This window comes from Pseudoalteromonas tunicata (assembly GCF_002310815.1).
Taxonomy (GTDB): domain Bacteria; phylum Pseudomonadota; class Gammaproteobacteria; order Enterobacterales; family Alteromonadaceae; genus Pseudoalteromonas; species Pseudoalteromonas tunicata.
Genome location: NZ_CP011033.1, coordinates 525,189 through 540,451, shown reverse-complemented (window position 1 = coordinate 540,451; position 15,263 = coordinate 525,189). Strand labels below are relative to the sequence as shown.

The following is a 15,263-nucleotide window of genomic DNA, read 5'->3' as shown; positions in this document are numbered from 1 at the left end:
CATAGGTGTTTTAGATTTTTAATTGGGCTAGTCCATAGCATAATGGGTTATTTTGGCTTGTTTTTTCAACAGAGCCGCATCCTCTTGAATGGCTTTTTTAAGTTGTAATGGAGCGAGTGACTTCTTAATTTTAGTGCGGACCTGACTGAAGGGTAAAGCATTATTAACTTGTTCAGATACAACTTTGAGTTTAATTAACGACCCTTTCAGACTAAAACTGTCAGATGCTTCATTCACTGCAAGCTTAGCAATAATATTTTGATAAAATGGATCAAGTCCCTTTTCAGCTTGATGACCAGTAAAAAACTGTACAGTTTGACCATCAAAGACTGTGTTTATACTCAAGCTTTGCCAATCTGCAGTATCAGAAAACTGCTCAAGTACTGTTTGTGCCGCATCAGGTGATTGCCCTTTGCTGATATTTAAACGAACTAAATGATATTTTCGTGTAGTTTTTTGGCCAAAATCTGCCAAGTTTTTTTCATAATAACTCAGTGCCATTTCATCTGAGACAGGTTCAGGACTAATATTCTTTTGGATATAACGCTTACTTAATAACTCATCACGATGAATACGCATAGCGAGTTCAAGTTCATAAATTTCATCCGTTGACATTAAAGCCAGCTGTGATTGTGCCATTAGCTTTTTAATAATGATGCTTTCAAGAACTTTCTTTTGTCCCAACTCGCCCAACTGTAACGAGGCATAACTACCGAATGTTTGCTCCATAACAACATCAAGCTCAGAAGTTGTTATGATCTCATTATTTACTTTAACAAGTTGTTCTTTTAGTTCAGTGGAGGAATTTATTTGTGAAGGCTTATCAGACAGATCACACCCACTCAATAGCCCCAGAGCTATGAAGATTAAATAGCGCATGAATTAGCCTATAGAGTAATTGAAACTGTCGATTGTAATCGTGCAAGCTCAGCATCTTTAGCTGCTTTTCGTAACGAACGCTTGATATTACCTTGTACTGATTCGAATGAACGTTTAACAGTTTTAGGCTCTTGCTCGAGCAAAATAACATGATAACCAAAGTCTGTAAGAATTGGTTCAGAGACTTGACCAGCCTTCAACTGATTGAAAACTGTATCTGAAAAAGTTGCACCTATAGCTCCAGCTTTAATCCAACCTAATTGACCACCTTTTTTTGCTGAAACTCGGTCTTCGGATAAACTTTGCGCGACAACTGAAAAATCAGATCCCGTATTAATTTTACTATACGCTTCAACCGCTTTGCTGTATTTGGCTTGACGAGTTGTTTCATCATCAGCAGGATTAACTCGTAATAAAATATGGGACACTTTTGCCTGTTGTGACTGATATTGCTCTTGATTTTGTGCATAATAATTACGCATGTCAGTTTCAGTTACGACTTGTTCTAAATATTGGTTGAAATAGCGATTAAGCAGTAAATCCTTTTTAATTTCAAATAATTCAAATGCTAATTTTTCATCGCTATATTCTGTTTGTGATTCAATCGCTTGTACTAGTGCTAAATTATTCAAGTATTGCTTTTTAGCAGATTCAACTAAAGCAGTATTTTTAGCATCTAAACGTTTAAACTCAAAATAGTTGGCAAGCTCTTGTGCTGTAACAACCTTCTCCCCCACTTTAGCAACTTCATTAGATGGTTCAGAGCAGCCAAGAGTTAGTACACTACCAATTAAAACGGTTACTAAACTGATTTTTTTTATTATTATTTTCATTCCATGACCTTAACTACTTAGATGTAACTAAATATTAACTTTGACATTATCCACTAAAAAGGGGACTAATGCCAAATAATATTTGCGCCAGAATTATTAAGCTTTTCAATCAACTTACTATTTGCTGCTCCAAGTTTGATAATGACATCGCGGGTGATCTCTGTGTCATTTATATCACTCACTTCAACGCGGTTATTACCAAAATCAACATGAGCACTATTAAGAATTTTCAATCCTTTTAAGCGATGGATGCCTTGTAAAGTAGCGCCAGTATAACTAGATAGATCTTGATTTGTTTCAACGACTAAACTGTTCTTATCGTTGCTAATTATTTTTACGATTTCATCGGCATCGTTATTAATATCTAAATCGACCTCACGCCCAATTAAACTCCGCTTTTCATCCTCACTTGAGTCGACCCAATGAATAGTGTCATTGGACGAACAATCTGTATCAATACGCCACAGGTTTTGGCCTAAATTTGTAACACAGTCAATTTGATGAGTCCCCGCTCCACGGATTGGAGTCGATTTACCATTAAAAATAGATGAATTAGAATGGGTATTATCAATAACCAATACTCCGTTTTCACCAATGTCATTTGCGATAAATTGCGTACCTGCTGGTGCTAGTTTTTGAGTAACATCAGAGTCAACAGTACGTAATACGCCTTCAAAACTAGAAGTATCGCTACTATATATTGATATACGACCACCACTTCCAGCTATATAACTACGATATGTGTGATCACTGAATGCTTCCAGTGAACCATGTCCCAGTAATTTAGCTGTATTTAAATGTATTGAGCCTCCAGAGCCCCCAATATAGTTTCCATAATTGTTAATACCATTTGCTTTAATAGCACCATTAAGGGTCATTTCAAGCGCAGTGATCTGCACAAAACCACCACTTTCTTGTGAAGCGCCACCATCAGTGCCTGCTAGATTAGCTAATTTAAAATATCCGTAATGACAGTCACTATTTGAATTAGCATTACCAGCATAACAACCTGTATCACTAGTACCTGAGCGACTGACTCCAGATACATTTATTTCAGCATTCTGCATTACAAAAAGGGTAGCGACATTTAAATTAATGCCCTTGCTCTGATTTCTATTTGAGGTCAACTTCGTTTGCTCAGAAATTAACATATGACCACTAACCTTGGTAGTTCCCGCCACCATTAAACTAAGAACTGTACCGCTCTGTGACAACTCAAAATCTTTATCAATATACCAATCATTCGCTATTTTCAACCAACTCTGATCATTACCAGTTGATACCCTTACACTGCCTTTCACTTCAAAAGAATCTAATGACCATTTAATATTTGCACCACTATTAACGATAAAGTCATTCGATATAATGAGCTTACCAATATTTAATATTTGTTCTGATGAATTCACATTATAGTTGCCATTTACTGTGACGCTCTTAGGTTTAGTTTCGAAACCATAAAAACCATCACTCGACACATTACCTTCTATCACTATGTCTACATCAGTAAAACCACCTAAAATCTTAGCTCCCGACTTGAGTATTAAGTCTCCCTTGATCAGGATACTTTTATCAACATTCAATGTTAGCTGCGCGTTACTTTCTAAATCCAAATCACCATTAATAATAAGATGTTCACCCTCCAAAGACTGCCTTTCATTGGTTTCAAGCCTCAAACTTGGTATTTCAAGGACAGACTTTAACTGGTTAACATTATACTGTGATAGCCAAGATAAAATTTCAGGTGATTGTAAGCCCATTTTCATAGTCGTATTTACTCCAATTGCTGAGTTAACTAAATCCATGATTGCGAGTTTATCCTCACCTATATCAAAGCGTGTATTGTTGCCTAAGTTCAGAGTTTCAAAAGCGTGAACTCCGACAAGAGTTTTGCCAACATAATGATTTAATGAAGTCGAGGACTCAACAACAAAAGTATTTGCGGTATGAGAGATTATTTCCAAATAACTATGGTCTGTATCGTCTTTATCTAAATCGACATATTCACCACTGATACTAAAACCTAAATAGTCTTGTTTTAGTGACCAATTAGCATTATTAACTGTCACTTGCCACTGATTGCTGGCTTTGCTCTCTATTTGAGTAATAATATGTTGACCCACAATAGGCAACGAGACCATAGGATAAAATATTGGGTCTTCACTGCTACCATTATCAATGGTTAAATGGCCCAGCTCCTCATTGCTTTTTTGTAAAAATATGGTCCCATTAACCCAACTATTAAATTGTGAATTCGACTCTTCAACATTAAAAATGACTTGATCTGCACCTACTATTTGACCCGAGCCAGTTAATTGGCCAACAGTTGTAACAATGTTGCCATGAAGCCGACCATTTAGCGTCATTGATTGGGCATTTATTTCATACTGTTTGATTGATTTTAAAGGGCATTCGACCCCTACACATTGTGTTAAGTCGATTTTTTCGAGCCCATGCTTATAACTTATTAAACCTTTAAAATCAGCCGAGCTATCATTTTGAATAAATTGAATGCTTCCATCAGTACCCACAGTTATTTCCCCTGCAACAGTAAGTTCACTAATAGCTCGGTTTGAACCACTGATATCGGTTATATTAAATGAATCATTATCTTGTATTAATAAATTCCCTTTAATAAAGACTCCTTCTTCAACAGCAAAATTAAGATAACCTCCATTACGACTTGAATCGAATTTCAAATCGCCAGCAATCTCAACTCGTTTCGCACCTTTAATTCGAATCCCATCATGGCTATTTACATCACGACCAAATTCAACTCCATCACTACACATAATCTGTGTATATGTGCCTTTCGTTTCAGTCACATCATCACCAAAACGGCAAGTATTATCACTATTTATGTCTATGTACTGATTAAACGTTGTTTTACCTTGTATTTCAAATTCATCAACATTACTAAACCTTGTAAAATCACCCGTCTGATAATCACCTTGCACAAAGAATTTCCCTATATTTTCCGTTTGAAAGTGATTATCAACCTTAAAATCACCAAATATTTGGATTGAAGAAACTTTCTCTACATTGTTATAAAAAAACAGATACCCTTCACTAATAAAATTGCCATTAACTATAAAATTTTGTTGTCCTTGCAGCCTAAAGTCTGCCGAGTAAGCGAGTACGTCTCCGTTTACCGTAATATTGCCATTTCCACTTATCCAAAAGTTGCCAGTTGATTCCGTCATTACATCACCCAAAACTAAGTTTGCTTCAAATGTAATATTTGAGTCAGTTTGAATTTCGGTCTGCTCTGCAATTAAAGATGCCTTATTAACAAAAATACCCTTGGGTGCATTAAACTTTATATGAGTAGAACTATCAATAAATTGCCAACCCTCATTAAAATGAATTGCTTCTTCTGCATGCCAATGGCTACCATAACCCAACTCCATAGCTACATTGACGTTTATATTCTTACCAAAGAATTTATTATCACTGACGTTCTCAATTGGCTGGTTAATGACTAAGGTATCACCCGCAAAAAGAGAAAGCTGATATCCATCACTCATTTTTGTATCGAATATTAAGTTTTCACTTGCCGCAAAATGGTTATACACCCCGTCTGGTATTCCATCTTTTAGCGTTAAATTTTTTGCATAAATATTTATTTTATATGATTGTCCAATTTGGTTAAAAGATTCGATTGTGAGATCTTGATTAACAAAAAGGCTAATACGGTTAAGTTCATATTCAGTAAAAAAATCTTTGATGGCTTGCTCAGTAATTTGCTCCGTTACAAGCTCCGCTTCAAACATATTTAAAGATTGAGCTTCAATAATCTCTTTTTGGAAATTTGCAGATGTATTTTCTAACGATAGGAGTTCAAAAGTATGAAGGCCTGAAAGGCTAGATATACTTTGTATGTCATCGGATAGATTTAATGGCGTAACGATCACACTATTTGAGCTGTTACGCACCACTTTGGCATCGATAATACTGCTATCGAAACTGAATAAACGCACTTTTCGTCCACTTAGCTCTTTTGCTAACTCTGCGGTATTTAATTGCCAAGGATCGCCCTCAACAGTGATCAAGTATTGATGCTCACCCAATGATTCAACCTCTGTTACCTTCTGCTTCGCTATCGCTGAGTAATTAACAAATCCAGATAGATTGTTTAATTGTTCAAGCTGTCTTGGCTGAGCAAGATCGTCGTTGTCTAGCTCAACCTTACTATTAACGACTTGATTTAGGCTCTGATCTTGTCTATTCGATAATTGGGGACGATCTTTAGCTTGCTCTATAGGTCTGCCAACTAATACAAATTCTTGTAGCGTTTTTTTATCGCGTACATACAACGAATGCAAATTCCTATCTTCAGAATATAAATATCTATCGTAGTCAATACTTAAAAGTAAATGAAGCTTTTCAATCGAGCTTAACGGCTCTCCCGTCCCTATTTTTGGAGTAAAAACATTCTCCGATTGTGGTCCCTGTGGTGGCTCACTCAAATCAAGATTTACTTCTAGACTGTCATACCAAAACGCAATTCGGCCATTAGAATACGTTGGAGTTTCTTGAGTTTCCGCTTGCTTAAGATTTACTTCTAGATGTTGCTGTGCTCTTGGACATTCGCCATCACACTCAGAATTAATCTTGTCATAAGATAAATCGGAGTAAACTAGCTGCCTTGTTTGTTCACTTGTCACTAATTGGCCTGTATTAACAAATACACTACCACCAGCGCCAGGGAAGAAGTTACCTTCAAACTCTTCATTTAGACCATATGGTTCAGGGTAATCTGGTGATGAAACATATTCATTCCCTATTACGAGCCAAGGCTGAATGAGATCGACCTCTATTCGATTTGCATTGATAGTAATCAAACCGCCTCCTGCACTGGTTTGACCGCCAGAACCCGCAAATTGAGGTTGCTGATAAAAACCATATGTACACTCTGGTGTTGCTGCAACTGCGTGTGCACCAAGACAATGGTCTTGAATAAAGTTAACCCCATATCCAACAGGATAACCAGCACCTTCAACGACTAAAGACTGAGTGCTGGTTAGTTTTTGCCCTATCACTAAATTAATTGGGTGAAGTTCAAAAGTCTCTAGGTTAGCTGGTTCGGCTATTAGCAACCCGTGCTGACTCATATTACCAGTGACTTTAATTTCACCTGTAATTGCTAACTTAACAAATCCATAGCTAATAGTTAGATCTCTTCGAACTAACAGATTAGCAGCAGCAATACGACTTTGACCAGAGACAAAAACATTTTGACTGATATCTATGTTATTTTTCAAGTTAACTAACTCACCGTTAGCTAATATTAATTCACCCTCAACAATTAAACCTTCTGGGCTATCGAGGATTAATGATGATGGTAGAATAGGCTCTGCATCATCTGTTAAATAAACTAAACCACCTTTAACATAAGTTGGCCATTCGCCATAACTTAGTTCTGCGCGATAAATGCCAGCTGTTGCAAATTCACATTCAATTTCATACTCATACTCTGAGTTGTTAGATTCTAATCCACTATTAAGTCTATTAATGCTTTGTGGTCTCTCTGATTCGGATTCAGGATGGTAATAATCTGTGCATATCCATTCCCAATCGCCATTTTCATGCTGTTTATACAACTGGAATGATAAAGAACCATTCATGTATGTAAGTGCTAACCGTGGATTTAGATCGCTCCCTTTTACATCAATAAGGAATTCGTCCCATTGCTCAAACTCTTGTTCGACATACGGTGTTAGGTAACCTTCCCTTAGTTCAGTGCTCTCTCCAATATTTAAGTTGCCTTTAACCGTTAACTGCTCAGTAGCAAGGTTAAGTTCAGCACCTGCATTAAGCTTCATATTCTCATTGACGGTTAGAGGTCCATTGACTGTGACAGACACATCCCCAATTACAGTAATTGAATCAGCAAAGTATGGTTGATCTAATATCACGGTTTCATTTTGCCATATGACATGGCCTAAATTCGCGACTTCACTAACCTTAAGCTTGGATGTATCACTATGGGCACCAAAATGTACGGTTAAAACAGCTTCTCCATTACCAAGTGGAGTGAAACCTTGATACGACGCAATAGCGACTGCTTCATCACTAGATGAAAAAATTAAATCAAAGAAGCCAGCATCGCTAACATCCACAAGATAACTGCGGCCATTGACCATGATAGAAGCCATAATAGTAAGGCGAATATCATCTGTTTGGCTGTTTAAGTTATAACTAACCTCTTTTGGTGTCACTTGTACACTGGTAACAAATTCAGGTTTAATAGCGCGATCATTAGCGTCTGTTGGGTTAGAGCCTGAGGCAATTTCAATCGCATCTTCAATTCCATCATTATCTGAATCAGCACTTAATAAATCTGACCCCCATTGGTATTCAACACCATCAGTTACACCATCATCATCAGAGTCTGGGTTGCGTATATCTGAACCTAACAATAACTCTGTTAAGTTATCCAGGCCGTCGTTATCGTAATCCTCCTGACCATCCGATAAACCATTATCATCACTATCTACTTTTAATGGGTGATAGCCTAACAGATGCTCAAGTTCATTGTTTAAACCATCCCCATCGAAATCACCACTTAAAGTTAACAGTGTAAATGTACGGCGATTGGCTACTGTCAATTCAGTACTTGAGGCTGTGTATAACTCACTTTGAAGAGATGGTATCTCTAAAGCTATAAACTCGAGTGAAACAACAACTTGTTGCCCTTCTTGCTCAGATGTGACGAGCGGAGCATTGAATGTGCTATTTTCTAAATTATATTCATATACATTATTATCTAGCCTTACTTGAGCTACTAAATAAGGATGAATTGATACTCCTTCTCCTGCTATATATTCAACACTGGTTAGACCTTCTGATAAAATATAACCCATGCTTTGCTCTGGAAGTGCAATATCAGCGCTATGTTGCAGTAAGGTCTGAGGTAACAGATTATCTTCGTTATCCTTACCATAGAGTCCAGAATTTAGAGTAGTAATTTGATATTGCTTAGCCAATATTAGAGCATCATTTGGAGTAAACTTAACCTGAGTATCAGAGCTAAGTTCAAATTCTCCCATGACTGGCTGCCCATCTAATGTAATTGTCAACCAATCATTATTGATCCCCATTGCAATCGCTTCATTAAAGTCGATGAGCATAGGAGTAATATCATTATCTGTAACTTGCTCAAAATAGACTTCTGTTATTGCTGGTAAACGTTTTTCAAACGTTAGAAACAGCTCAGATGAGGTATCTATTAGCCATGATTTTTCCAAAGAACTAATTGAAACTATGACTTCTTCAACCTTATTAGTGCTCACTGTCACATTCGCTTGACCTAAAACAAGTCCTATTTGTTCAAAGGCTGATGCGTTATTCAATATACCACTACCTGATGTCACTAAATTCAGATAACTATTTGCCGGTACAAGTTCGTCATTTTCAATTAAATGAGTGACTCCATTTCCATAAGCGTCGGTAAGGCGAACATCAAATTGGACTTGCTCATCAACTTCTAGTATTTCGACTCGACCTTGGGGGTGATTTATAATGTCTGTGATAGCAAACGCAAGTTTCTGAGGTGTATTTGCACCAACCATCACCGGAATGGATGTCGTAACTTGATAGACACCGTCCACTTGATTTTGGTATTTAAGGGTAAAAGCTTCTGCTGGTTGCGCCAAGTACTCCATATAATATTGCCCAGCTTTTTCTGAGGCCTCTACCATAATTTCGGCTACACCATTTCGTAATATTACACGAGCTAACTCTCCTTGATAGAGACCATTGGCATCTAATCGTGAGCTAATTCTGATATTGTCTGAAAATGCGAAATGGAAATCACTATCACTGAAAGCTAAAGACACCGTTTGTTCTACAACTTGTGTAGTTATATTTCCAGCACTATCAACTAGTGTCAATGTTACAGCGAATGCTTCATTAGCCTTTGTCGGCGCAATATGATTTACCTGTATTGTCTGCGGCTCACCAGGTAGAACTTCAAAATTAAAATATAAAGGAGTTATTGCAGGATAATCAACTAACTTAGCTGACACAGTATAATTCTCCGCCAACAATTGCTCGGTACTCATAGTAAAGTGAGCGATTCCATCGACGTCTGTTACCTGAATAATAGAACTAAGCACATCACTTCGACCCTGTTGCATCAGTGTCAATTCAACTCTTTGTAAAGCGACATTGCGATTTGCAATATCTTTAACCCTCAAAGCAAACTCTGCAGCAATACCAGTATTAATCATTGATAAATTAGCATTATCAAAGTCATTACTTAACACTATTGCATTTGGCTGTTGGGTTAAAGCAATGGCTAATTTATCACTCACATTACTCTGGCCTAATCTATCGGTCAATTTAAGCGCTAAATATAAGGTATCTTGCTCAATAGACTGGCTTGGTATTTTAATACTTGTTCGCTCAAAACTATAACAACTACGCCAATTGTTTGGATGACAAATTGCCTTTGTTTGCGCTAACTTATCATTATGATAAACCAATAGATCAACTGATAACCCATCCAAACCCGCATCATCTACAACATTTAAATTATTAACAGATATGTTAATTTGACGACCATAAATCGCACTAATTGGTGCTTCTAATAAAGATAAAGAGGATTCTGGAGCTCTATCTGGCGTGACAGAAATTGATACTGAATATTCAGTAACTTGCTGCTGATCATCGTAAACACGAACAATAATGGGTTGGTTAATTTGCCCAGTTAAACGCTTCATGCGGTAATCAAAAATCGTAAACGTATGCTCTGCAGAACGGTTATTAACTGGCTGGATTTTTGTAAAATCTGGCCACTGTACTTCAATAGCACTCAATTGAATATCATCTTGTGCTTTAACCGTAATACTAAAGTGAGACTGCTCTAATATAGTATTGGGTTTAATTACTTGACTAATAACAGGTGCCGAATCTTCAACAACTTTAACTAATAATGAAGCCTCTGACTTATTATTAGCATGATCGGTCACTTCTAATGTGTATTGATAATTATCTCCAGTACTAAAGGCGTTCTGATCTATACGAACTATTTGACTCTCGAAACCAGCCCAGATCACTTTGCTATCACGTTTTAATAAAGCCAATGCAACATCACTACCTAAATCACTGATGTTTATCTCAACTTGGTATGGGTGAGTGGTTGTTACCCGTTCATTATGTTGCAAAGGTGATAGTAAATTTAGGCCTAAGATGGGTTTTTGATTATCAAGTAAACGTTCTATTGACGAAGGTGTTGATTCAGTAACATTACCAAAAGTATCAATTGCGCGAGCTTTTATAAACTGACCACTTTGTGCCAAATCAAAATTATTGCGAACAATAAACTCCGGACCATAATGCTTCCGAATTAGCTTATAAGGGCCATCAATCTGATCTGCGAGGAAAAACTCAACTTGTTTAATATCTTCAGATGAATCTGTAACATTTGCTTGAATCTTTAGTGCTTGTGGCACATAACTCGGATTTTTAAAGTCTAAAGAAACTTTAAATGGATTAGCTGGCAATGTTTTACTTTGTAATAACATACCGCGACTTTGACCAATAATACGCTGTCCAAAATGATCAATAGTCTCAGCTGTGATACTAAAAGGCTGACCATTTTTAAGCCCACTTGGAAGCGGTACTTGGGCTTCAAATGGAGGACGTTGCGAGCGGGCGACAACGATATCATTAATACGATACGTAACACTATCCACCCATTGAGTATTGGCTAAACTTAAATCAATAGATTGACCATGTTCAAACCGTGTTTGGCTAAATGGTCTCGCTAAATCTGCAATTGAGGTTTTATTTACACTATGGCCCCATAAAAGTTCGACCCCTTGTGTACCGAGTGCTAAAGCGACTTGATTCTGCCATACATCCAGAGCAACAAGTTCTGCCATCGAAGTATAAATTAAGTTAATCTGACTTTGTTGTAACAATAAAGACGTCGTAAACAATTGATTATTTTTTATAAACCAAATTAAGCCGTGCTGTATTTTCACATCATCAATAGCACCTGTAATTTTAAGTGCTAATGCTTGAGTATTGACATTAAACTGATGTAATCCCTCATGAGAGCTTAATAGAAGGATGTCACCCGCCGATTTGATGTCAGTATAATAGGTATCTCCACTTAACACTGGTTTGATAATAATGCTGAATTCATCAATCGGCGCTTCACCATGTTGAACAAAATACAACTTACCTTCAAGCGTGGCAACATAGAGTCCATTGTGGGCGTTGTGCATTGCAGTGATTGTTTCACCAGCAGCAATCTGAAGACGATATACAAACGCTCCTTCGCGGGTGATAATTGTAACGCGGTCAACTGAAGCAATATATAAATACTGTTCAGAGACTGTAATCGCTGTGACATCACTAAATTTACCTAATTTTTTACTGTGCGAAAGCCGCCCAGTCTTAATTTGATATAAATGTCCGTTGGTTTTATCTATACTAAAAAGCTCATCTTCAAAACGTATAAGCTCGCGAAAATCACCCGCATACTCACCAGGAAATGCTTCGCGCTCAAGCTTATGAGGTAATCCTATATCACGAGTTAGAGCATAACCCTGATTAGCTGAAATCAAAGCCCCATTAACCAAAGCAACATCTTGGCTGCTTCCTTTAAATGACGAAGAACGATAAATTGAACTATATTCTGTCAATAAGGGATGGTTAATAGCCCAACGCGCCCCCGTTGCTGATAGTAATGTATTTTTATCTATCGTGAAATTTTCAATCGGTGCATTTAAGTTAAACCGAGCAATAATATAAGGCTCACTTTGATCAAAACTTATTACTATTAATTGATTGGTTTGTGCATTGATAGCCCAAAGCTCATCACCAAACACTGATAACTGTGTTAACGACATACCCAAGAAAACCGACTCTGACACGCCGGAGTTGTTTGCAACATAGATTGTTCCGTCAGCACTGGTTGTAACAATACGTTGCCCGACCAACGCAATATCAAGCAATTCGCCTTTAGCTGAATGATTTTGTACGATACTCATAGATGCTAAATCGACTTGTGAAAGACTATCTTGATTTATTAACCACAATGACTTCCCATCAAATACCATATCAATTACTACAGTATTTGATGAAATTTGCTCTTCTGAAATTACTAGACTATTCGCTTTAATATCAAAGCTTTTTAACTGGTCATGTTCTGTGATAGCCATCAATTTTTCGCCGATAACCATTGTTTTAACAATATTATCCTGAGTTAAATAATACCCAAGTACATCAAAATCGTTTTCAGATTCAACAAACGCAAGACCGGTATCTTTCAATGATAAAATCCACCGATCGTGTAACGGCTCAGCACTTAATACTTCGCCATCGAATCGGTTTAGTAAATCCCCTCCCTGATACAAACTATTGCCTGATAATAGATAATTTTCTATTGGGTGTTTTAATAAATGATTAAAACTGGTACTTGCATTAATTGAAGTGACTGAATAAGGAGCATCTACGAGGACCGTTTTAGTCAATTGCGCTTGATTACCTAAACCATCCTCAAGATAGGCATTCACTAAAAGTTTATCTGTGGTCGGCACTATTAATGTCAATGGTGCAATACCACTTGCAATTAATGCCCCGGAGCTATTTTTAACATCGATATTTGCAGTCAACTGCCCCGATGTGGCCAGTACAACTTGACTACCCACATAGGCTTTATCGGCAATCCCTATGATAGAAGCAGCTATTTTCTGGCGTAACGGAACCACCTTAATCCCTGATGTACGCTCTACGAAGTTATAACTATCGCCAAAGTAAGAACGAACTCGGATAATGTATGTATCGAGTCGATCTACTTTTGGCAATTTAAAGGATTGATCTACTTCAACAGTGTTACTGAGTAAATTGAGTAATTCATTACCATTAAAATCAAGAAGAGTAATACGTGAGTACTTAAACCGGTCAAGCTGATAACCACTAGCTAACATACGAACATGAACAAGTTCACCCTCAGTATATTGACTATTATTTTGTGGCGATGAGAGAACAAAACTTCCCTCTGGTTGCTTATTAGTTTGAGATTGAATTAAGCGATTAAATAAGCTTGTCTCGCCTTGTTTAACAACCAGTTGAGTATTTTTTGGCGATACAGTTAACCACCCTGCATACCCTGTAGGGGTAATTATATGGTCAGTAACTGGACTAATTTCAATTTGTTCTGCTACTTGAGCATTCGCATTTAACTGTAAATTAACTGCTGCTTGTTCAGCAATAACGGAGTTTAAATTTACGCTCATGCTATTACTAAGAGGTTCATCTTTTAAGGATAAATTGAATATTACTGAAGTACTCTCATCAGCACCTGTCAAAATGATTGATTCAGATTGAGACAACTCTGCCGCAGTAATAAATAAACTATCCTTATTAAGCCAATACCCTGTCAATTGTTCATCATTCTGGTTTGTAATTTGTAACTCAGAACCTGTAATTTCAGCTGATATATTGCTTAAAATAACTCCTGTATTAACCATTGTTAATTCAATAACAGCCAAATCTAAATTAGTCTTAACGGTAGCAAACTTAATCAACTCATTATGATTAAACTGATAAACATACTCACCATGAATTGCTAAAGAACTAGGCCAATCTAGCACCCCCATGGCATTTCCTTGCCGTAACGCTAACCAAAACCGTTTTAATTGCGGATCTTGAAGTTGCACCCACACATAATGTTTGTCGATCACTGTCTCTGTTATTGTTGCATCAAGCTGTATATTAGCTGTCACTTCTACCAGTTCATTTTGTAAAGTAACTTCATAATAACTAAATGAGGATGATTGAAAGATGTAAATACCATTGGCATCGACTGCTAAACCTTCCCCGTTTGCCATGGCATAACTTGATACTCTCTCAAGCGCCAAAGTTTCCCGATTCAACTTAAATGAAACAAGTGAATCGCTGGTTAATAACCATAAAAGATCGCGGTAAATTGACACATCCTTAATCTCAGAATCAGTTTGATAACCAATTACCGGAACACCGAGCCCCTGCAATAAGGTAACTGATATTGCTTTTCCTTGATGTGTGACAACATAATCGTCACCCAATGCTAAAATCTCACCATAAACCGGAATTGGATCTGAAATGCTCTGGTGATCTAATAATAATTGACTCACTTGGACTTGATTATTGTTTTCGATAATCAAATGGATACGATTAGCTATCTTTTCCATAGTAATCAGTCGGCCTTGTAACTGCTGATAAATAAGCTCATCAGCATTAAATATACTAAAGCCTCCCGTTTGGTTTCCTATCGCTCGGACAATATTCTCTTTAATCGATACAACATCGATTAAATAACCAGATTCGGAAGCGTAATTCGCAATTACTTCTTTATCACTTATACGATATGGTACTTTAACAAGTTGTTCTGTCTGTAACTTCTCATTACCAGACAAGTCTTGTAATTTAGCAAAAATCGTTATTAGACCAGGTTTGGTGTTGGTTTCAACAATCGTGTCTTGTGGTGCTAACGGGATCTCATTTTCAAGCCCTATCTCATTGATCAGCAACGTTGAATTCTGACTAAAATCAGTC

At 37.1% G+C, this 15,263-nt stretch carries 3 protein-coding genes (1 of these 3 only partly in view); all 3 read right to left on the bottom strand.

All coding sequences use genetic code 11. The features are described from left to right. Window positions 1-27: 27 nt before the first annotated feature. Window positions 28-879 carry a peptidylprolyl isomerase gene (locus tag PTUN_RS19830; protein WP_009836940.1) on the bottom strand — a complete coding sequence of 284 codons (852 nt, stop codon included), beginning with the start codon at window positions 877-879 and terminating at the stop codon, window positions 28-30. A gap of 8 nt (window positions 880-887) precedes the next feature. Next, complete coding sequence (locus tag PTUN_RS19825) at window positions 888-1,712, bottom strand: peptidylprolyl isomerase (protein WP_009836941.1); 825 nt, start codon at window positions 1,710-1,712, stop codon at window positions 888-890. 65 nt (window positions 1,713-1,777) lie between these two features. Then, window positions 1,778-15,263 carry the 3' end of an Ig-like domain-containing protein gene (locus tag PTUN_RS19820; protein ID WP_040643465.1) on the bottom strand. The gene runs 24,455 nt beyond the window's last position, so the window shows 13,486 of its 37,941 coding nt (coding positions 24,456-37,941); its start codon lies off the right edge, out of view; it ends in the stop codon at window positions 1,778-1,780.